The organism is Aeromonas sp. S12(2024), from assembly GCF_041402305.1.
Classification (GTDB): domain Bacteria; phylum Pseudomonadota; class Gammaproteobacteria; order Enterobacterales; family Aeromonadaceae; genus Aeromonas; species Aeromonas veronii.
In genome coordinates this window covers 192621-214476 of sequence record NZ_JBGLRB010000004.1, presented here as the reverse complement: position 1 = coordinate 214476, position 21856 = coordinate 192621, and the positions used below count along the sequence as shown (strand labels likewise).

At 59.7% G+C, this 21856-nt stretch carries 19 protein-coding genes; 13 read left to right on the top strand and 6 right to left on the bottom strand.

The genetic code is table 11. The features are described from left to right. Positions 1-136 precede the first annotated feature (136 nt). The 5 genes from ACB035_RS06095 to ACB035_RS06075 all read left to right on the top strand — a co-directional run bounded on the left by ACB035_RS06095 (position 137) and on the right by ACB035_RS06075 (position 4306). Complete coding sequence (locus ACB035_RS06095) at positions 137-802, top strand: GntR family transcriptional regulator (RefSeq protein WP_005340138.1); 666 nt, start codon at positions 137-139, stop codon at positions 800-802. A 33-nt stretch (positions 803-835) separates the two neighbouring features. Next, positions 836-2638 (top strand): aminopeptidase P family protein, encoded by a 1803-nt coding sequence (locus ACB035_RS06090; protein WP_371166905.1) that lies wholly within the window; start codon positions 836-838, stop codon positions 2636-2638. A gap of 88 nt (positions 2639-2726) precedes the next feature. Continuing rightward, entirely contained in the window at positions 2727-3131 is a 405-nt protein-coding gene (locus ACB035_RS06085) for a nitrous oxide-stimulated promoter family protein (RefSeq protein WP_139438560.1), read from the top strand. A 112-nt stretch (positions 3132-3243) separates the two neighbouring features. Further along, complete coding sequence (locus tag ACB035_RS06080) at positions 3244-3741, top strand: GNAT family N-acetyltransferase (RefSeq protein WP_058054152.1); 498 nt, start codon at positions 3244-3246, stop codon at positions 3739-3741. 97 nt (positions 3742-3838) lie between these two features. Then, the gene (locus ACB035_RS06075) at positions 3839-4306 is read left to right on the top strand and encodes a glycine zipper 2TM domain-containing protein (RefSeq protein ID WP_005340126.1); all 468 of its coding nucleotides are present in this window, start codon (positions 3839-3841) and stop codon (positions 4304-4306) included. An 82-nt stretch (positions 4307-4388) separates the two neighbouring features. Here the strand turns inward: ACB035_RS06075 and amt are convergent, their stop codons facing one another. Further along, positions 4389-5816: an ammonium transporter gene (amt, locus tag ACB035_RS06070; RefSeq protein WP_371166904.1), complete on the bottom strand. Its 1428-nt coding sequence runs from the start codon at positions 5814-5816 to the stop codon at positions 4389-4391. Positions 5817-6321: 505 nt separating this feature from the next. Here amt and ACB035_RS06065 point away from each other — a divergent pair. After that, positions 6322-7245 (top strand): GGDEF domain-containing protein, encoded by a 924-nt coding sequence (locus ACB035_RS06065; RefSeq protein ID WP_139732667.1) that lies wholly within the window; start codon positions 6322-6324, stop codon positions 7243-7245. An 82-nt stretch (positions 7246-7327) separates the two neighbouring features. Here the strand turns inward: ACB035_RS06065 and ACB035_RS06060 are convergent, their stop codons facing one another. Further along, positions 7328-7951: an outer membrane beta-barrel protein gene (locus ACB035_RS06060; RefSeq protein WP_201974789.1), complete on the bottom strand. Its 624-nt coding sequence runs from the start codon at positions 7949-7951 to the stop codon at positions 7328-7330. Positions 7952-8199: 248 nt separating this feature from the next. On the opposite strand from ACB035_RS06060, the gene ACB035_RS06055 reads away from it, so the two are divergent. After that, positions 8200-8838, top strand: a complete 639-nt coding sequence (locus ACB035_RS06055; RefSeq protein WP_371166903.1) for an exopolysaccharide biosynthesis protein — start codon at positions 8200-8202, stop codon at positions 8836-8838. Between the two features lie 66 nt (positions 8839-8904). Here the strand turns inward: ACB035_RS06055 and ACB035_RS06050 are convergent, their stop codons facing one another. Continuing rightward, on the bottom strand, positions 8905-10179 hold the full coding sequence (locus tag ACB035_RS06050; RefSeq protein WP_371166902.1) for an amino acid permease: 1275 nt from the start codon (positions 10177-10179) through the stop codon (positions 8905-8907). Positions 10180-10650: 471 nt separating this feature from the next. Continuing rightward, complete coding sequence (locus ACB035_RS06045; protein WP_371166901.1) at positions 10651-11541, bottom strand: diguanylate cyclase; 891 nt, start codon at positions 11539-11541, stop codon at positions 10651-10653. A gap of 348 nt (positions 11542-11889) precedes the next feature. Between ACB035_RS06045 and ACB035_RS06040 the strand changes: the two genes are divergently transcribed. Together ACB035_RS06040 and ACB035_RS06035 are read left to right on the top strand one after the other, a co-directional pair. After that, positions 11890-12207, top strand: a complete 318-nt coding sequence (locus ACB035_RS06040) for a hypothetical protein (RefSeq protein WP_005355042.1) — start codon at positions 11890-11892, stop codon at positions 12205-12207. Positions 12208-12431: 224 nt separating this feature from the next. Next, positions 12432-13007: a hypothetical protein gene (locus tag ACB035_RS06035; RefSeq protein ID WP_371166900.1), complete on the top strand. Its 576-nt coding sequence runs from the start codon at positions 12432-12434 to the stop codon at positions 13005-13007. A 371-nt stretch (positions 13008-13378) separates the two neighbouring features. Here the strand turns inward: ACB035_RS06035 and ppc are convergent, their stop codons facing one another. After that, on the bottom strand, positions 13379-16012 hold the full coding sequence (ppc, locus tag ACB035_RS06030; protein WP_005356550.1) for a phosphoenolpyruvate carboxylase: 2634 nt from the start codon (positions 16010-16012) through the stop codon (positions 13379-13381). A 231-nt stretch (positions 16013-16243) separates the two neighbouring features. Then, positions 16244-17389 (bottom strand): acetylornithine deacetylase, encoded by a 1146-nt coding sequence (gene argE, locus ACB035_RS06025; RefSeq protein WP_371166899.1) that lies wholly within the window; start codon positions 17387-17389, stop codon positions 16244-16246. Positions 17390-17660: 271 nt separating this feature from the next. On the opposite strand from argE, the gene argC reads away from it, so the two are divergent. From argC to ACB035_RS06005, 4 genes are read left to right on the top strand one after another with little or no spacing between them, the layout of a single operon-like run. After that, on the top strand, positions 17661-18668 hold the full coding sequence (gene argC / locus ACB035_RS06020; protein WP_371166898.1) for an N-acetyl-gamma-glutamyl-phosphate reductase: 1008 nt from the start codon (positions 17661-17663) through the stop codon (positions 18666-18668). A 22-nt stretch (positions 18669-18690) separates the two neighbouring features. Then, positions 18691-19470 (top strand): acetylglutamate kinase, encoded by a 780-nt coding sequence (gene argB, locus ACB035_RS06015; protein WP_043851575.1) that lies wholly within the window; start codon positions 18691-18693, stop codon positions 19468-19470. A 25-nt stretch (positions 19471-19495) separates the two neighbouring features. After that, the gene (locus ACB035_RS06010; RefSeq protein ID WP_371166897.1) at positions 19496-20407 is read left to right on the top strand and encodes an ornithine carbamoyltransferase; all 912 of its coding nucleotides are present in this window, start codon (positions 19496-19498) and stop codon (positions 20405-20407) included. Positions 20408-20463: 56 nt separating this feature from the next. Then, positions 20464-21699: an argininosuccinate synthase gene (locus ACB035_RS06005; protein WP_033115910.1), complete on the top strand. Its 1236-nt coding sequence runs from the start codon at positions 20464-20466 to the stop codon at positions 21697-21699. Positions 21700-21856: the final 157 nt, after the last annotated feature.

The following is a 21856-nucleotide window of genomic DNA, read 5'->3' as shown; positions in this document are numbered from 1 at the left end:
GTTTTTGTGGAGCCCCGAACGCCGCCATCGCTCCCGTTAAAGGGGCCAAAACCTTGCCTTTGCCTGTTGTGACAGGTTAGATTCAGCCAAACTTTATACAATATACAATTCTGTAACGCCCAATCGTGACCCGACCATGACCCCACCCTACAAGACCCGAACCCAGATGGTGATGGAAAACCTCCGTGGCCGGATCCTCCGTGGGGAGTTCCCCGCTGGCGCCCCCTTGCGTCAGGATGCCATTGCCAAAGAGCTGGCCGTGAGCCGCATTCCGGTGCGCGAAGCCCTGATGCAACTGGAAGCGCAGGGGCTGGTGAAGTTCGAAGCCCATCGCGGCGCCGTGGTCACCATGCTGGACGCCTCGGCCATTGAAGAGCTCTTTTATTTGCGAGCGCTGCTGGAAGCCGATACCCTGTTTCACGCCGTCGACAAGATGACGGAAGCCACCTTCGCACAAGCGGAGGCGATCCTCGCCCAGTTTGATCACGCCCTAGAGTCAGGCACCCAGATCGAACATTGGGCCGAGTTGAACCACAGCTTTCACGCCACCCTCTATCAGGCAGCCGGTCGCCCCCAGGCACTTGAACTGATCGCCCAGATCAATCTGAGCTGTGACCGCTATGTCCGCTTCGAGCTGCTGTTTGCCAGCGACGGGGTGGACAAGGCGGAGCGTGAACACGCCCAATTGCTGGAACTGTGCCGCGCCCGGCGCAAGCACGAGGCGGTGGTGCTGCTCAGGCAGCATATCGAAGCAGCGGGTCAGTCGATCAAGCGGATCCTGGCCAGCGGCCATAAAAACTGAACACTCATATAGCAACCATCTGGCACTAACGACATGAATAATTTCGAGATAATTGAAACCCGCGTCGCCCAAGTCAGGGCCGAGCTGGCCATGCAGGAGTTGGACGCCTTTATCGTCCCCCACGATGATGAGCACCTCGGCGAGTACATCCCCGCCTATGCCGAGCGGCTTGACTGGATCACCGGTTTCAACGGCTCTGCCGGAGTCTCCATCATCATGGCCCAGCGGGCAGCCCTCTTTGTCGATGGTCGCTATACGGTGCAGGCGCGGATGCAAACTCCCGCCGAACTGTTCGAATTCCTCCACCTCATTGAAAATCCTCATGTCCAGTGGCTGGCCGAGCAGCTGCCGTCAGGCTCCCGGGTTGGCTTCGATGCCCGCCTGCACAGCCTGACCTGGTACAAGAACGCCAAGGCCGTGCTGGCCGATCGTGGTATCGAGCTGATCCGCGTCGAGCAGAACCCCATCGACCTGAACTGGAGCGATCGCCCGGAGCCGACCAAGAGCCCGGTCATCCTCTACAGCGAGGAGCTGGCGGGCCAGTCCAGCCAGTCCAAACGTGAACAGCTGGCGGCCGACCTGCGCAAGCGCGGGCTGGATGCGGTGCTGCTGACCCAGGCCGAGCCCATCAACTGGCTGCTCAACCTGCGCGGCCGCGATATCGACCGGCTGCCGGTGGTGCTGGGCTTTGCGGTGCTCTACGCCAACACCAGCATGGATTTCTTCGTCGATACCGACAAAATTGACTGCTTCGCCTTTACCCAACACGTGGGGCAGGATGTCTCCGTCTACCCCATCGACAAGCTGGGCGACGTGCTGCAGCGCATCGGTGAAGATCAGCAGAAGGTGCTGGCCGATCCGGACAGCGCCAACGCCTGGACCCAGCTCGTCATGGAAGAGGCGGGTGCCATTCTGGTGGCTGGCCAAGACCCCACCATGCTGCCGAAAGCGTGCAAGAACGAAATCGAGCTGACCGGTATGCGTGCCGCTCACCTGCGCGATGGCGTGGCCATGACCCGCTTCCTCGCCTGGCTGGATCGGCTGGTCGCCTCCGGCGAGTTCGAGGGGGTGGATGAAGGCACTCTGGCCGATCAGGTGGAAGCGTTCCGCCGCGAGCAGGAGCACTACGTCGAGCCGAGCTTCGATACCATCTCCGCGCTCGGCCCCAACGCCGCCATGTGCCACTACCACCACACCAACGGCACCCCGCGCGCGTTTGGCCAGGACAGCCTCTATCTGCTGGACTCCGGCGCCCAGTATATGGATGGCACCACCGACATCACCCGCACCATCAAGGTGGGTGAGGTGAGCGACGAGCAGAAGGCGATGTTTACCCGGGTACTGCAGGGCCATATCGCGCTGGATCAGGCCCGCTTCCCCCGCGGCACCGCCGGTATCCAGCTCGACGTGCTGGCCCGCATGCCGCTGTGGCAAGCCGGTTACAACTACGACCACGGCACCGGCCACGGCGTCGGCCACTTCCTGAGCGTCCACGAAGGGCCCCAGCGCATCGCGCCGAAAGGGAGCTTGGTCGCCCTGCAACCGGGCATGGTGCTCTCCAACGAGCCGGGCTACTACCGTGAAGATGGCTTCGGCATCCGCTGCGAGAACCTGGTAGTCGTGACCGAGCTGGAACCGGTTGGCGAGCTGCCGATGCTGGGCTTCGAGCGGCTGACCTACGTGCCGTTCGATACCCGCCTGATCGACCGCAGCCTGCTGAGCCCGGCCGAATTCCGCTGGATCAACGAATACCATGTCGAGGTGTTCCGCCGCCTGAGCCCACTGCTCGAAGGCGAGGATCTCGCCTGGCTGGAGCAGGCAACCAGCCTCATCTGATGACACAGGGCCTGCGGGCCCTGTTTTTTTATCCCCCCTTTTGACCTGTATCAACACCCAAAGCGAGCAGGTCAGGAGAATGGCGACCATGAAAAGTCATCATGCCAGCCCAGCCCGGGGCTCACACGCCGCAGCCAGCAAAAAGGCGAGTGACCATCCCAGACTCATGCGCGAGCAGCAGACGGTCAGCGCCATGATCCGCCTCTACTGCCAGCACCATCATCAGGATCCCCATTGCCGCCACTGTCGCCAGTTGCGGGATTTCGCCCATCAGCGCCTTCGTCGCTGCCGTTATGGCCACGGCCACAAACCCACCTGCGCCAATTGCAATATCCACTGTTACGCACCGGCGATGCGCAAACAGATCCAGCAGGTGATGAAGTGGAGCGGCCCGCGCATGTTGCTGCACCACCCCTGGCTCACCCTCCGCCATCTGCTCGACGGCTTGCGCAAAGCTCCCAAACTGCCCCAGAGCCGCCCCCTGCCGCCATAACCGCCAATCCCTTGCATCCGGCAGGGGATGACCACTACCCTATGACTCCTTTTCTGCCGTTGACTCCAAGGTCAGCGGCGTTGCCGATCCGTTTGCTGACAATGGAGTCCTGATGCACCACAACCCGCCCCTGCTACGCCCCGCCACCCACCATGACATGCACGCCATCTGGCAGATCGATGCCAAGGTGTTTGGCGAAGATGTCTATCCCGCCTTCTTCTTCCGTCAGGCGATGGATTTGTGGCCCGAGTTGTTGCTGGTGGCTGAATACGAGGGGCAGCTGGTGGGTTATGTGCTGGGGGGATTCGGTCAGGAGCGGTCGCAAGGCTGGGTGCTCTCACTGGCGGTGCTGCCCGAGGCACGCGGTTTTGGTCTGGCCGAGCGAATGATGCGCCAGATGGAGGCCAACCAGCAGGCACTGCAGATCAGCGAACTGCGGCTCACAGTCGATCCGGCCAATCCGGCCCAGCGCCTCTACTACCGGCTCGGTTACACATTGCAGGCGGAAGTAGCCGACTATTTCGGCCCCGGAGAAGACCGTCTGCTGCTGGTTAAAACCCTCTCCGGTACAGCTGCGATTCAAGGACAAAACCGGTTACAGAACGCATAATTGGTTACATTTTGCCGATTTCATGTGTGACGGGGTTGGAGTAAAGTTCACTCATCAACCGGATTGTTCAAATTACGTGCAGCCCAGGAGGCCCACCATGTTGAAGCGTATGACCCTTATTGCCCTGCTGGCAGCAACCACCATCACCGGATGCGCCAACAGTGACGTTTACTCTGGCGATGTTTACACCAAAGACCGCGCCAAACAGGTGCAGACCGTCAGCTACGGCACCATCATCTCCACCCGCCCGGTGAAGATCCAGGCCGATGAGAACTCCCTGATTGGCACCATTGGCGGCGCCGTAGTCGGTGGCCTGCTGGGCAGCACTGTGGGTGGCGGCACCGGACGCGACATCGCCGCCGCAGGCGGCGCCATCGCCGGTGCGGCGGCGGGCAACGCCATCGGCAACAAGATGAATCAGGTCGACGGCGTCGAGCTGGAGATCAAGAAAGAGAACGGCGAAGCCATCGTGGTGGTGCAGAAAGCCAGCCCCACCTTCACCCCGGGCGCCCGTGTACGCATGACCCAGGGCAATGGCAGCATCAACGTGGCCGTCGTGAATTAAGCGTGTGAACTCAGGCTTTGCAGCTTTAGAGTCATAAAAAAACCGCCGGTTCCGGCGGTTTTTTGTTCTCTGGCATTCGGGGTTACATGCTGTAAGCCTTCTCGCCGTGGGAGGTGACATCCAGCCCTTCCCGCTCGGCATCGCCGTTCACCCGCAGACCCACCAGCATGTCGACCGCCTTGAAGGCAATCGCCGCCACGGCACCGGACCAGAGCAGGGTGACACCGACCCCGATAGCCTGGATCTTCACCTGAGTCAGGATCGAGTACCCCTCGGCAACCTGATTGGTGACATAGTCCCACACCCCGGTACCGCCCAGATCCGGGCTGGCAAAGACACCGGTCAGCAGGGCGCCGAGAATGCCGCACACCCCGTGTACGCCAAAGACGTCCAGACTGTCATCGGCCCCCAGCAGGCGCTTGAGACCGTGGACGCCCCACAGACCCGCCACGCCACTGATAAGGCCCATCACCAGACCACCGCCCACACCGACGAAACCGGCTGCCGGGGTGATCACCACCAGACCGGACACCGCACCGGATGCCGCACCCAGCAGGGAGGGACGTCCCTTCATCACCCACTCGGCCAGCGTCCATGAGAGAGCTGCCGCAGCCGGCGCTACCCAGGTGTTGATAAAGGCGAGTGAGGCGATACCGTTGGCTTCCAGCGCGGAGCCCGCGTTGAAACCGAACCAGCCGAACCAGAGCAGGGAGGCACCGATCATGGTCATGGTCAGGCTGTGGGGGGTCATGGGATCACGACCGTAGCCCAGACGCTTGCCCACCAGATAGGCACCCACCAGACCCGCCACGGCAGCGTTGATGTGCACCACTGTGCCGCCTGCAAAGTCCAGCGCACCATGCTGGAACAGATAGCCGGCAGTTGCAGTCGCCGTGGCCGCAGCCTCGGCGCTGGTATAGGCATCCGGACCCGCCCAATACCACACCATATGAGCCAGCGGGATATAGGCGAAGGTGAACCAGATCACCGAGAAGAGCAGCACGGCAGCAAACTTGATGCGCTCGGCAAACGCCCCCACGATAAGGCCGCAGGTGATGGCGGCAAAGGCCCCCTGGAACACCACATAGATCAGCTCGCTGATCCCGACACCCTTGCTGAAGGTGGCGGCGATGGAGTCAGGGGTCACCCCCTTGAGCAACACCTTGCTGAAGGAGCCGTAGAAATTGCCCCCTTCGGTAAAGGCCAGCGAATAGCCGTAGATCACCCAGAGCACGCAGATGAGGCAGAACAGGGTAAAGACCTGCATCAGCACGCTCAGCATGTTTTTGGCCCGCACCAGACCACCGTAGAAGAGGGCGAGACCGGGGATCGACATCAGGATCACCAGCGCCGCCGAGAGAAGCATCCAAGTGTTGTCACCCTTGTTGATTGTCATGGCGGCAACCGGCGCCACCGCCGCCTGTACCTGAGCGACCTCTTCGGCCCAACTTGGGGTAACCAGCAAGGCAGGCAACATCGTCAGACCCGCCATCATCCATTTTTTGACCATAGAGCACTCTCCTTCCCTGTCGTACCGGTACAAGACCGGCTCCGTTTCCCTGATTGAATCTGTGGCGAACCGCAAGGTGTTGCTGCAACCCGCCAGAATCACACCCGCGCCCGGCACGGGGATGTCTCTTGCCACTTCCTCATCACTGCGTCTGCCGCCGATGACCGCAAGAGACCGTCTGACATCTAAAAAGCATAAAGCGGGCCATAAATTTAAATCCTTTTAAATCATTGCATTAGAAAGATCATACATCATCAATGCACCAATTTGGCGCATGAGCTGCGCTAACCTGCCCAGGGTCGCCCTGTCGCAGGGCAGGCGATACGTCGCGCACCAGAAGTGCGCAAACCCTGAGCCAGCCCACAAGCTGACGTCATCGATATCGCGCGCTGCGGGCCCGCTCGTTTACACTGACAGACCAGCCGTTTCCTGTTATCCGACCACGGCATGCCATTACACAGCCCCTTGTTTGCAAGGTGATGGCAGTCCCAATCCGAGGAACACCATGCAGTTCGATCGTCTCGACATCAGCCTCTCCCACTACCGTCACCTCGACCGGGAGCATCGCGCCCACATCGCGCTGCTGGGGATAGTGATGCTGGCCATCATGGCCCTTCATCTGTTGCTGCTGCCCCACTTCCCCTACGAGCGCTTTTACGCCGTCAGCTTTGGCTTCGAGGTGATCAACTGGCTCACCATGCTGTTCCTGTTCTGGGTGGTGCAGTGCGCCCACCTGCCCACCCACACCTACCGCATGCTCTCCTGCGGTCTGATGTTGTGGATCATGGGGGCCACCGCCGACATCATGGATGAACTGGTGGCGCAGCCACTCTGGCTCGCCATCTATGCCGAGGATTTGCTGCGCTCCAGCGGCATCCTGCTCAGCAGCATCGGCATCCTGAGCACCATGCACCATCTCTTTCACATCAATACCCAGCTCAGACAGCAGGCGCTGTTTGACGATCTGACTAGGCTGCCAAACCGGCGCTACTTTCATCAGCAGCTGTTTCTGGAACAGGGGATTTGCCACGCTCTCATCCTGCTGGATCTGGATCACTTCAAGCTGATCAATGACAACTACGGCCACGATATCGGGGATCGGGTGTTGCAACAGTTTGGCGAGCTGTTGCAACAGCACTGCCCACCCGGTGCGCTGGCGGCCCGTGTCGGGGGTGAAGAGTTTGCCCTGCTGCTGCCCGTCGCCCACGAAGCCGAGCTGCAGCAACTGGCCAACACCCTGCTCACTGCGACCCGCACCATAGCACCCGACCCGGCCCATACCATGACGGTCAGTCTGGGAGTGGGGATCCGCGAGCCCAGGGAACCGGCCGTCTCGCTGTTCAAGCGGGTGGATCAGGCGCTTTATGGCGCCAAGGAAGCGGGCAGAAACTGCGCGGTATGGGCGACGCCGACTAACAAGGGGGCGTGAAGAGCTACCGATTGATTAACGATCACAGCGGAAGATTACTACTGAAACAGGAGCCCCTGTTTCATAGGGAAAATCCCCTCGCCTAAAAGCGGAAGGTAAGACCGATATTGGCCTGCCACTGGGTTACCAGCTCCCCGCGCACCTTGAACACGCACTGCTCCGGGTTGCAGAGAAACTGGTTGTTGTCGTTGACCAGCGAGCCATAACCGCGCACCTCGGCCCGCAGGGCCAGATGCTCGGCGAGGCGCGGTTGCACCCCGAGCGCCAGCGACATGGAAGGGGTCACCTCGCTGTCGTAGGCGGCAAAACGGGTCACCCCGATCCCGGCGCCGATATAGGGCGCCATCAGGTTGTCAGAGAGGGTCAAGGCACCGGAAAAGTGCAGGGTATCGACCGTCAGGCGATCCGGCTGGTCGGGAGAGAGGGTGGTGGACTGATGGCTGTAGAGCAGCTCGATCATGCCGGGATCATCCACCTCCTTGCTAATAAAAAGACCCCAGCTGCCGGAGCTCTGCCCCTGCAGTGAATCAAACGATGCAGAAAGCGGCACCGGCTGCACCACATCGCCACTCTTCTCGAAGTCGATGGCTGAGCTGTAGCCGAAAAACGGCGTCACCTGCCAACCGGATGTGGCTGAACCCTCAGCACTCCAGACCGGCCCCAGTGGCAACAACAGCCCCATCATCGCTATACCGGCTCTCTTCATCATCCCCTGCTCCCTGTGTGATTGTGCAGAAAGCATACCAGAGGCGTCCTGCGCCCATCCTAAACGGCGGCTGTACCGGATCACTTTCATCGCGGGATTTCCCTCTCGCCGGAACCTCTGCCGAACCGCCCCACTGGCGCCGCTATGCGCCCCTGCCACCATTCATCGACGGTTAACCTCTGCCACGTATGCTGGCGCCAAATCGGGTCATCGGGGCCCGTTATCACCACTCAGAAGGACATCAGGGAATGGTTGCCGCGCAACTTCACGACCCCAAAACCACCCTCGCGGATACCCTGCGGGCCACCGCGCATGCCATCGACGAGAGCCATATCAGCCTGCGCCAGATGCTCGCGCTGGTGGGTGAGCAGGGGATGCTGCTGTTCTGCGTGCTGCTCACCGTCCCCTTCCTGCTGCCGGTCTCCATTCCCGGGGTCAGCACCCCGTTTGGCCTGCTGATCCTCTTTATCGGCATCGGCATCACCCTCAACCGGGTGCCCTGGCTGCCCGCCATGCTGATGGAGCGCCGCTTCGCCGCCGACCAGCTCAAGCCGACCCTGCACAAGGGGGCGGATCTGCTGGCCCGGGTCGATCGCGTTATCCGCCCGCGCCTGCTGGTGCTGACCGGCAGCAGCACGGTCAACCGCTGCAACGGCCTGCTGATCATGCTGGCCGCCCTGCTGCTGATGCTGCCCCTGGGCGCCATCCCGTTCACCAACGCCATGCCTGCCTGGGCCATCCTGCTGCTGGCCACCGGCATGTTGCAGCGGGACGGTCTGTTCGTCGCCAGCGGCTATCTGCTGGTAAGCGCAACCCTGGTCTGGTTCAGCGTGCTGGCCATCGGCTTGCTGATGGCAGGCCAGAGCGCCAGCGGCCTGCTCGGCTAACCCCGATGCACAGAAAAAGGGCGACCAGATGGTCGCCCTTTTTGATTTGTGCGGGATACCGCCCGGTCAAAGCAGATCGTAGATAAGGGCCGAGATGGCAAGCAGCCCCATCACCAACACAAAAAGGGTACTCGGCCCGCGATAACGCTTGAGTGCGGGCAAGCGATAGATGGAGCAGGCCGGCAGCAGAAACAGGATCACCGCGATCAGCGGGCCACTGACGCGCTCGATGATGTCGAGCACGTTGGGGTTCAGATAGGTAATGACGGCGGTCACCATAAACAGGATCACCGATGACACCCGGGCGATGGTTGACTCCTTGAGGGAGAGCCCCAGCCCCTGACAGGCACCGCTCACCATGCTCACCGTCCCCTCGCTCACCCCCATGGAGGTGCCGAGGAAGGATTTGGACATGGCCAGAATGGCGATGAGCGGCCCCACATAGGCGATCAGCGGATTGGAGAACTTGTTCGCCAGCGCCGACAGCACGGAGATATTGTCGGTGCGGGCCAGCGCCATCTCGGCCTGACTCAGACTCATCACGCAGCTCACCACGAAAAAGAGCACGCTGCCGCAAATCAGCATGCTGCTGCACTTGATGATCCGCTTGGCGCGCAGATCGGCACTCTCTTGGCAACGCTTCTTCTGCGCCGCGCTGAAGGAAGAAATAATGGGCGCATGGCTGAAGGAGAAGACCATCACCGGCACGATCAGCCAGAGGGATTTCCAGAACACCGGATCACGCCAGTCCACAGACTGACTCTCGCTGAAATAGGAGAGGCTCCACTGGGGCAGCAGATAGATGGAGAGGCCAATCAGAAAGGCGACCATGGGCAGCGCCAGCACGCTGATGGCCGACACCACGATCTGTTTGCCGGCCAGCAGCACCAGATGCAGGCCCAGCATCACCCCCAGCACCAGCAAGCCGCGCGGAAGCTCGGCATCCCCCAGCTGGTGGACCACGAAGCTCTGGATCGCATTGGTGATGGAGATGCTGTAGACCAGAATGATGGGGTAGAAGGCCATCAGATAGACCAGCATCAGCAGCTTGCCCGCCCTGGCACCGAAGTGCTCCTCCACCACATGGGTGATATCCCCTTCCCGATGGGAGCTGGAGAGCACAAAGCGGCTCAATGCCCGGTGGGAATAATAAGAAAGCGGAAAAGCCAGCAATAAAATAAACAGCAAAATAACCGGAGAATTACTGCCAACCGTAATAGGGAGAAATAACGTACCGGCACCGACAGCAGTGGCATATAGGCCCATGGTCCATACCGAATCGCTTTTCTCCCATTTCAATTTTGAAACAGGGTTACTCTTTTCAGCAATAGAAACACTCATTGCAATATATACCTTATTAATCTGTCATCATTATTTTTATTGGCCCGAATAACAGGCTGGAGATATGTCGTTGCATATCGCCCTGCACATGAAAAAACAACGCCGCCAGCGGCCAACAGGGCCACCGGAGAGAAACGGAGCTGCCACGCTACCATCGTTGAAATCGCTATCCGGGTCAAGGTTAATAATTCATGACTGTTTGAATCGGAATGTTTCAAAAGACAACAGGATGTATCACATTCGTCACCCAAAACCAGATTCACGCCTGTTTGATAACATACCGATAAAACCTCATGCTGTTGCCCAACAACACAAATAAGACCAGCGATCAGGCCGATAATATTAACACCTTAAGCTGTGGAATATGAGTTAAATAATACGGCCAACTTTTCTACTAATTGACAGTGATGTCAGCCAATTTATTCAGGGTAAAAGCGCAGGCTATTTCCCACAGCGACCGGGGCGGCACTCTCAACCTGCCGGGCAGTGCGCCACCCGGTTGCGGCCTGCTCGCTTGGCCCGATAGAGCCACTCGTCGGCCCGAGCCAGCGCCTGATTGATCTCCTCCTCCGGCTGCACCAGGGTTGTGCCCAGACTGACCGTGATGGCGACCGGATCGGCAGGCAGCGCTTCGACGGCGGCACGGATCTGCTCCGCCATCTGCTGCAAACCGGCCTCATCGATCCGCGGTAGCAGGATCAGAAACTCCTCGCCACCGCTGCGCACAAAGAGATCGTCCGCCCGCAACAGGGCATCGATGCAGCCACTGAATCGCTGCAAGGCTCGATCTCCCTGCTGATGGCCGTAACGATCGTTGATCTGCTTGAAGTGATCGATGTCGAGCATGATAAGACCGCAGGGCGCCTCCCCTGCCCGCAGCGGCTGACAGTGTTCGAAGAAGAACCGGCGGTTGTAGAGGCCGGTCAGCTGGTCGGTTTCACTCTGGCGCAGCAGCCGCTGCTGCAACTCGTACTGGCGGGTGATATTGCGGGTCACCCAGGCCACCGCCCGCTTGCCGTCATAGAGGGAGGGCAGCGGCGCAATCTTGCCCTCAAAACGCTGTACCCCTTGCGGCCCGACGGCGGCATTAATCCCCCCCACCTCGGCGGCGGAGAGCTCATACTCCACCACCCGCACCTGACCGCTCGCCAGCGACTCGGCCACCTGCGCCTTGACCCACATGGCCATCTCGGGTGGCAGCACATCGGCCAGCTGTTTTCCCGCCAGCGGATTGCCGTCGTGATAGGATTGCTGCTCCATGCCGCCGATATATTCCACGTAATAGCCATCTTCACTGAGGATAAAGACGGGATCTGGCAGCTGGGCCATCACTTCATAAAGCTGGGTTACCGAAAGCGCCACGAAGACTCCTGTACTTCAACGTCAAACAGGGGGGAGATATTCTGCCTCAAGAGGACTAACTCGCCCTCATCGTCAGCGCAGAAAAATCTGCGGCCACAGCCAACAATCCTTTACATCTAGCAGCCCGCCAGCCTCTCGGCCACCACAGGTGGCCAGCGCGTTGCTACTCCCGCCACTACGCTCGCTCACGGCGGCGAAAGCCCCCTCACCCGGTCGCGCATATCCCATTGTTTCAACTCACAAGTTCATTTACGCTGGCCGTCCTGAGTCCAGTTTTCACCTCATCAGCCATCAGGGAGCCAGCCACCCGCAACCGCAGGGGCTGTACCACGGAAAAGGAATCGCCAGATGAAAAACGCCATCGTTACCGCCCGCTTCGACGCTATCAGCACCGAAGGGGAACAGCTCACCCTCAAGATCGCCATCAAGGCCCCCGAGCCGGATCCCAAGTCCGCCAGCGGTGACTGGCGCTGCAAGGTGAAGCTGGCAGGGCTGAGCGACAAGACCTTTATCTACGGCATCGACAGCCTGCAGGCCCTGAGCCTCGCCATCAAGTTTGTCGAAACCGAACTGCGCGCTTTCTCCGATGCGGGCTGGCAGTTCTATCTGCCCAATTGCCCCGATCACCCCATCGACATGAGCGCCTGCTACTTCCCGGCGCTCTAGCCCAAGGTCAACTCAGGGAGCATGGGGTGCAGCCCAGCTCCCACAATATCCCTTTCATCGACAACGAGCTCATCATAGGCAAGTGCTGCCCCACAACCCGCAATGCCAAGGGTACTGTCAGAAAATTTGACAATTAAATCAATAGCATGCATCCAAAAACAATTGACAATAATTCTCATTTAATCAATGGTTGATTTCCAAATGAACCACTCTGGAGATAGTGGATGAAGCTCTGTTTGGCCACAGCATTATTGCTGTGCAGTATTTCAAGTGCCAATGCCAATACTTGCCCATTGAGTAACTGCAACACACTACACGCTGGTGAACATTACTCTATTAATGCCGATGGAAAGTATTGCATCAATTTCAACAAAGAAAACATCACGGTGGTAAACCTTTCGAGTCGATACATTGAAATAGAAGACAAAAATTCAAATCCAACTGTTATATACCCTGGTGAATTTGTTGATGTCGATACCATATCAACAATCGCAAATTCAACCAAGGTAGTTATCAGCATAGAGCACGATAGCTTTATCGTGATAAGAGATATAAATGAAAGCAAGCGTAATAAGAGAGCGGCACCAGCATTGGTATGGGCAGGCGGCGGGGCCGTTATGGGGGTGATGGGCGTCATTGCCAACAATCCTGATGCCAGCATGAGAGAGATTGCTGCAGGTGCATTTGGTGGTGCCGTTACCGGTAGGTTAAGCCCCATCATGGGAAGTGGTGTCGCAGGCATGATGGCTTCAGGCAGTGCTGGCCTGGCAGCAAGCGGTGGCTGTGCCTCATGTCACTAGTGATGATGATCGTCACATTGATAGCGGCCGTTGTAGTACCCTTTCTTTTAAGCAACAACCTTGCCCATCGAATTGCACTGCTACTAATTTCAAGCGGTTCAATACTATTTAATTATTTCTCGGGCACTTTCTCAGCCTGGATATATTTAACCTTTATTGTATTTACAGTTATTTTAAAGGCTAACTATCGTTCTACTCTGGTGCGTTGTGATGATGCAATACTAGGTTGCTATATAATTTTCTACATCCAGCCATTAGTTTTCAGGATGATTTAAAACTCTCTATTTAAATGAAGCTGACAAAATAAACTAGCCATAAAAAGAGCGCATATTATACGCTCTTTTTATTTCAGACCTGTTTGGTAATATTTATCAACCCGTATTACGCATCCCTGCGGCAATACCGGCGATGGTAACCATCAGTGCCTTGTCCAGCTCGGGGTGCAGGGTCTCCGGGTGGTTGCGGGAGCGGTTGAGCAGCTCGGCCTGCAGCACGTTGAGCGGGTCTGTGTAGGGGTTGCGGAGCTTGATGGACTCCTTGATCCAGGGCTGATCCTCCAGCAGATCCCCGCGCGGGCTCAGTTTCAGCACTACCTCGATGGATTCGGCGAGCTCCTGACGCAGCTGTTTGCCAAGGCCCCACAGCTCCTGCGGCACCAGACGGGTGTCGTAGTACTCGGCGAGCCAGACGTCCGCCTTGAGGAACACCATCTCCAGCATTTCGAGGCGAGTGCGGAAGAAGGGCCACTGGGCGCTCATCTCTTCCAGCACCGCCAGCTTGCCGCCGTCGATAGCCTGTTGCAGCGCCTTGTGGGCACCGAGCCAGGCCGGCAGCATCAGGCGGTTCTGGGTCCAGGCGAAGATCCACGGAATGGCGCGCAGGCTCTCGACGCCGCCGTTGGGCTTGCGCTTGGAGGGACGGGAGCCGAGCGGCAGCTTGCCGAGCTCCATCTCCGGGGTGGCGGCACGGAAGTAAGGGACGAAGTCCGGATGACCGCGCACGATACTGCGGTAGTGCTCGCAGGAGTCGGCGGCCAGCTGTTCCATCACCTCGCGCCAGCACTCTTTCGGCTTGGGCGGCGGCAGCAGGTTCCCTTCCAGCACGGCGCTGGTGTAGAGCTCCAGACTCTTGATCGCCACTTTCGGCAGACCGAACTTGAAGCGGATCATCTCCCCCTGTTCGGTGGTACGCAGACCGCCGCGCAGGGATCCCGGCGGCTGGGAGAGGATGGCCTGATGGGCAGGCGCACCACCACGACCGACGGTACCGCCACGGCCATGGAACAGGGTGAGGCGGATGTTGTTGGCTTCGGCCAGCCCCACCAGGGATTCCATGGCGGCGTACTGGGCCCAGCCAGCGGCCATCATGCCCGCATCCTTGGCAGAGTCGGAGTAACCGATCATCACATACTGACGACCCTGAATGTAGCCGCGATACCAGTCCACCGAGAGCAGGCGCTCCATCACGGCGGTGCCTGCCATCAGGTCATCCTGGGTTTCAAACAGCGGGGCGACCGGCATGCGGAACTTGCAGCCTGCCTCTTTGAGCAGCAGTTGCACCGACAGCACGTCAGACGGCGCACCTGCCATGGAGATGATGTAGATGCCGAACGCATCGGGGTCGTGCTGGGCGATGACCTGACAGGTATCCAGCGTCTCGCGCACCTCGGCGCTCGGCTCCCAGTCGTGGGGAATGAGCGGGCGACGGGAGTTCAGTTCGTTGAGCAGGAAGGCCTGCTTGTCATCTTCGCTCCACTCGGCGTAGTCACCCAGACCCAGATAGCGGGTCAGCTCGGAGAAGACCAGCCCGTGACGCTCGCCATCCTGACGGATATCCAGCTTGACCAGATGGATGCCGAAACAGGCGACCTTGCGCAGCACATCCAGCAGCATGCCATCGGCGATGTTGCCCATGCCGCAGGCGTGCAATGAGTGGTAGCAGAGCTCCAGCGGCTCGCGCAGCTGGGCGGTGGTCTTGACCAGATCCTGGCTCTCGCTCGCCTGGCCCTGCACCTTGGCGGTGAGGTGCTCCTTGGTTTCGCGCAGCGCTTCACGCAGCTCGCGCACCAGCGCACGGTAAGGCTCGGGGTGATCGCCAACGCGAGCGCGCACGGCGTCGGTACAGTCAGACATGGAGAGCTCGGAGGTGAGCTCCTTGATGTCTTTGTAGAACAGGCTCACCGCCATCCAGCGACCCAGCTCCAGCACTTCGGCAGTCACCTTGGCGGTGACGAAGGGGTTGCCGTCACGGTCACCGCCCATCCAGGAGGTGAACTTGACCGGCGCGGCATCCAGCGGCAGCCGCACACCCAGATGGTGTTGCAGACGCTCGTCCAGATTGCGCATGAATTCGGGAATGGCGGGCCACAGGCTGTTCTCCACCACGGCGAAGCCCCACTTGGCCTCGTCGACCGGAGTCGGGCGCTGTTCGCGGATCTCGTTGGTGTGCCACGCCTGATTGATCAGCTGCTCGATACGATTGAGGATCTTGTCCCGCTCGCGGGGCAGCAGGTCGGAGAGCTCCAGCGCCTCGAGGCAGTCGTTGAGCTGTACGTGCTTGTGAATCAGGGTGCGGCGGGTCACCTCAGTGGGGTGGGCGGTCAGCACCAGATCAATGTCCAGCTCGCGCACGGCCTGAATGATGGCCTCTTGCGACAGGTTGGAGGCTTTCAGCTTGTCGAACATCTGCTCCAGCGGGTCCGGGGTGCAGACCTGCTCTTCGCAGCGACGGGAGATGGTGTGGAACTGTTCCGCCACGTTGGCCAGATTGAGGAACTGGCTGAAGGCGCGGGCCACCGGCAGCAGTTCATCATCGCTCAGGGTGCGCAGGGTATCGAGCAGACGTTCCCGGTCTGATTCATTGCCCTTGCGGGAGGACTTGGCCAATTGGCGAATGGTTTCGATCTTGTCGAGAAAGGCCTGACCCTGATGATCCTTGATGGATTTACCCAGCAGCTGACCCAGCATACCTACGTTGGCGCGTAGTGCGGCGTACTTTTCGTTCATTCCACATCCTTATCTTGTTGGTGCCTGACACCCATCCGGGGTGCTAGACGACCTCACTTATTGTTGTGCGATTACAACATATGCTCCGTCATCTTAGGGTGACAATCTACCCAGATTGTCTGCGCAAGGTCAAATAACAGGCCGATTCAGAACATGTATTTCCATCACCACTCCACAACCGGCTTGTTATGTAACTTACTTACAGTTTTTACGCCCCTTTCACCGCCGCCGCTACAGGCAAAAACGTCTGATCAGGTGTTGCAACACCGAGGTGGTCGGCTTGACGAAGGAGAGGTCGAGATACTCGTCAGGCTGGTGCGCCTGGGTGATATGACCTGGGCCCATCACTATGGTCTCGCAGCCAAGCTGCTGGATAAACGGCGCTTCGGTGCAGTAGTTGACCGACTCGGCGGCGCGGCCGCTCGCCTTCTCAGCTTCGCGCACCAGCACAGAGTCGTCGGCGCAAGCGTAGGCGGGAATGGGTTCATGCAGATGTTGCAGATGCAGGCAGCCCGGCTGGTGGATCTCGATGGGCGACAGCGCCTCTTTGAGCATCCCCATCAGCTCATCCGGCCCCACCTGCGGGGTGGGTCGCAGGTCGATATGCAGCTCGCAGCAGCCGCAGATGCGGTTCGGGCTGTCGCCGCCCTGAATGTAACCCAGGTTAAGGGTCGGCTGCGGCACGGCAAAGCGGTGGTCGGCGTAGCGATCTTTCAGATCCTGCTGCAAGCGCAGCACCTGCCCCATCGCCTTGTGCATGATCTCCATGGCGTTGACGCCGTTGGCGGGATCCGAGCTGTGACCGCTCTTGCCGGTAATACGGATCGCCTCCGACATATGCCCCTTGTGGGCCACCACCGGCACCAGTCCGGTCGGCTCGCCAATCACAGCGTAGTCGGGTTTCAGCTCGGCCGCCGCGGCGATGGCGCGGGCCCCCGCCATGGTGGTCTCTTCATCGGCAGTGGCGAGAATGCGAAGGGGCTTGGTCAGCTTGGTGAGCTCGATCTCTTTGAGCGCTTCCACTATGAAGGCGAAGAAGCCCTTCATATCGATGGTGCCGAGGCCATAGAGGCGATTGCCCTCTTCGGTTACCTTGAAGGGATCCTTGCTCCAACCCCCCTCATCGAACGGCACCGTATCGGTGTGGCCTGCCAGCAGCAGACCGCCCTCCCCCTGACCGATCGTCGCCACCAGATTGAATTTGCCCGGCAGATCAGGAAGCGCCGTCACCTCGCACTGAAAACCGAGTTGACCGAACCAGTCAGCCAGCAGCCGGATCACAGCCTCATTGCTCTGATCCCACTTGGGATCCGTGCTGCTGATAGAGGGAATCGCAATAATATTCTTATAAAGTGAAAAAAAATCCAGATTGGCCATCAGCTCCTCCTTGCGTCCCCGGAATGTTTCTGTTAGAAAATACAAATGCAAAGTGAGTGCATGAATATTCTGTAATTTTACCTGAATATCTGGCTCATCAACAAAGGCTTCTAGTTGTAAGGGAAAGTTAATGTTCTGTCACCTGATCTATAACCGACGACACACACCCGCCTGAATTGCCCCTCCGCACTTGTGCAAAGGGGCGCTCGAACACCCTTGTGCACTGCAGCGTCATGCTGTGAATCTCGAACTCTGACTTGGAATATTCAACATGCTTAACACCGTTATCGTCGGTGCCAGTGGCTACGCGGGAGCCGAACTGGCCGCACTGGTACAGAACCATCCACAACTCAAACTGTTCGGCCTCTATGTCTCCGCCGGCAGTCAGGATGCCCACAAGCGCTTCTCTTCCCTGCATCCCCAGTGGGTCGGAGTCCTCGATCAGCCGCTGCTGCCGCTGGACGACGACGGCATGACCCGGATCCTGACCCAGGCCGATCTGGTGCTGCTAGCCACCGCCCACGAGGTGAGCGCCGAGCTCGCACCCAAGTTTCTCGCCAAGGGGCTGCCGGTGTTCGATCTCTCCGGCGCCTTCAGGGTCAAGGATCAGGGCTTTTACGACAGCTTCTATGGCTTCACCCACCAGAGCGAACAGTGGCTGGATCAGGCCGCCTACGGTCTGGCCGAGTGGAATGCCGATGCCATCGCCAGCGCCCAGCTGATTGCGGTACCGGGTTGTTACCCGACCGCATCGCTGTGCGCCCTCAAGCCGCTGCAGCAGGATGGCCTGATTGCCAAGGGGTGGCAGCCCATCATCAACGCCGTCTCCGGGGTCTCCGGCGCCGGGCGCAAGGCGGCCATCAATACCAGCTTCTGCGAAGTGAGCCTTAACCCTTACGGCACCTTCAATCACAGACACCAGCCGGAGATCAGCCATCACCTCGGCAAGGAGGTGCTGTTCCAGCCCCACCTTGGCAACTATGTGCGCGGCATCCTGGCCACCATCTATGTGCAGCTGGCGGACGGCGTCACCCCCACTCAGGTGGATCAGGCCTTCCTCAAGGCTTACGAAGGCAAGCCGTTGGTGCGCCTCACCGGCCAGATGCCCTCTATTCGCGGTGTGGCAAACACCCCTTACTGCGATATCGCCTGGCAACAGCAGGGCAACATGCTGGTGGTGGTCTCTGCCATCGACAACCTGCTCAAGGGAGCCGCCTCGCAAGCCATTCAGTGCATAAATATCAAATTCGGATTTGAACCGGCCACCGGCCTGATTTAAGGACTTAGGAAGGATCTCGAACATGGACAAACAGACGTTGGTAATCAAGCTGGGCGGCGCCCTTATCGAGAATGACGAGGCGCTGACCGCCCTGTTCGCCACCCTCAAAACCTTTCTCGACGATCAGCACCGTCCGCTGGTGCTGGTGCACGGCGGTGGCTGTCTGGTGGATGACCTGCTCAAGGGGCTGGGTCTTACCTCTACCAAGAAGAACGGCCTGCGGGTTACCCCGTTCGAGCAGATCCCCTTTATTGCCGGGGCTCTGGCGGGCACTGCCAACAAGCAGATGATGGCCAAGGCGATCGCCACCGGCATTCCGGCGGTGGGTCTCTGTCTGGCGGATGGCGGCCTGTGTCAGGTGACCCAGCTCGACCCGGATCTCGGCGCGGTCGGCGAGTGCAAGCCGGGCAATCCGGCACTGGTGGCTGGCATCCTCGGTCAGGGCTTCCTGCCGGTAGTGAGCTCCATCGGCATCACCGCCGACGGGCAACTGATGAACGTCAACGCGGATCAGGCTGCCACCGCCATTGCCGAGGCGCTCGGTGCCGATCTGGTGATGCTCTCCGATGTGAGCGGCATTCTCGATGGCAAGGGCAAGCTGGTGCCCCAGCTCGACAAGCTGACCGCACTGGATCTGATGGAGAAAGGGGTGATCCGCGATGGCATGGCGGTCAAGGTAGAAGCGGCCCTGCACGCCGCCCAGACCCTCGGCAAGCCGGTCTGTGTCGCCAGCTGGCGTTACCCGGATCAGCTGCTCAAGCTGCTGGCTGGCGGCGCGGTCGGCACTCAAGTGGCCATTTGATCTCCACCGGAACAAGGAACATCCGATGCAACATCTTCTGAAAGACAGTGATCTGAACAAAGCCCAGATCGAAGCGCTGATTGCGCTGGGCAAAGCAGTGAAAGCCGACCCGAAGAAGTACAGCCAGGCGCTGGCCGGCAAGAGCGTGGTCACTCTATTCGAGAAGCCCTCCCTGCGCACCCGGGTCACCTTCGACATCGGCATCGCCAAACTGGGCGGCCACAGCGTCTATCTGGATCAGCAGAACGGCGCGCTGGGCAAGCGGGAGTCGGTGAAAGATTTCGCCACCAACCTGTCGCGCTGGTGTGATGCCATCGTCGCCCGGGTGTTCGATCACCAGACCCTGGTCGAGCTGGCAGCGCACGGCGCTGTGCCGGTAGTGAACAGCCTGTGCAACCTTTACCACCCCTGTCAGGGGCTGGCCGACTTTATGACCATTGCCGAGCACTACGACGACCTGTCGAAGGTGAAGCTTGCCTACCTCGGTGATGGCAACAACGTCAGCCACTCTCTGCTGCTGCTGGGGGCCACCCTGGGCACCGACGTCACCCTGATCTGCCCGAAAGGCCACGGCCCGGATACCCAGATTTTCCTGCAGGCGCAGGCACTGGCAGCCAAGTCGGGGGCGACCATCCACATCAGCGATGACGTGGCGGATATCGAAGGGTTCGACGTGGCCTACACCGACACCTGGGTCTCCATGGGTGACAACACCCCGATGGAGCAGGTCAAAGACCTCTTTATGCCTTACCAGATCAATCAGGCCCTGCTCGACCGTACCGGCATCCAGCACGTGCTGCATTGCCAGCCGGCTCATCGGGAGCTGGAGATCACCTCGCAGGTGATGGATGGCCCCGCCTCCCTCATCATGGACGAGGCCGAAAACCGGATGCATATCCAGAACGCCGTGTTGCTGACCCTTCTCGGCGGCAAGTAACGCGGCACTCAACCTGAATCACGACCCTTTATCGAATCATCATGGAGAGAAGTAAAATGAGCGGAATCAACAAGATCGTACTGGCTTACTCGGGTGGACTGGATACCTCGGCCATCATTCCCTGGCTGAAAGAGCACTATGACGCCGAAATCATCGCCTTCGTGGCAGACGTCGGTCAGGAGCGTGACGATCTGGAAGGGATCGAGCAGAAGGCGATCGCCTCCGGCGCCACCAAGTGCATCATCAAGGATCTTCGCGAAGAGTTCGTCAAAGAGTACGTCTACCCGACCCTGAAGACCGGCGCTGTCTATGAGGGCACCTACCTGCTGGGCACCTCCATGGCCCGTCCGGTGATCGCCAAGGCGATGGTCGAGGCGGCGCTGGCGGAAGGTGCCGATGCCATCTCCCACGGTTGTACCGGCAAGGGTAACGATCAGGTACGTTTCGAAGGTGCGGTCGCCGCGCTGGCGCCCCAGCTGAAAGTCATCGCCCCGTGGCGGATCTGGGACATGCGCTCCCGGGAAGATCTGCTCTCCTATCTAGAGACCCGCAACATCCCCTGCAAGGCGACTTTGAAGAAGATCTACAGCCGCGATGCCAACGCCTGGCACATCTCCACCGAGGGTGGCGAGCTGGAGAGCACCTGGAACGAGCCCTCCGAAGCGGTCTGGCAGTGGACCGTACCGGCCGAACAGGCCCCGGATCAGCCGGAGTACGTCAAGCTGACCGTGGCGCAGGGTGAAGTGGTGGCCGTTGACGACCAGCCGCTCAGCCCGCACCAGATCCTGATGACCCTGAACGAGCGTGCCGGCAAGCACGGCGTGGGCCGCATCGACATCACCGAGAACCGGATGGTGGGGATGAAGTCCCGCGGCTGCTACGAAACCCCGGGCGGTACCGTGATGGTCGCCGCGCTGCGCGCGGTGGAAGAGCTGGTACTGGATCGCCCGACCCGCGCCTGGCGGGAGAAACTGGGTGCCGAGTTCTCCCATCTGGTCTATGACGGCCGCTGGTTCACCCCGCTGTGCAAGGCGATCCTCGCCTCTGCCAACGCCATCGCCGAAGATCTGGATGGTGAAGTGGTGCTGAAGATGTACAAGGGTCAGGTCACTGCGGTGCAGAAGAAGTCGCCGAACAGCCTCTACTCCGAAGACTTCGCCACTTTCGGGGCCGATGAAGTGTATGACCAGAGCCATGCCGAAGGCTTTATCCGTCTCTACACCCTGGCCAGCCGGATCCGCGCCATGAAGGAGCAGCATCAGGCGATCGGTGGCGATCACACCCACGGCTAAGCAAACGAGATAACCCGTTGATTCCGTTGAGGGGGCATGGCCCCCTCTTCTATAGGCCGATGATGGCCCCTGAGCCATCATCGGCGGTGTGACAAGAGCGGCAGCGCCCCGGCCGCTTCTGTGAGATAACAGGCTCGCAGAAAAACAGGGCACGATT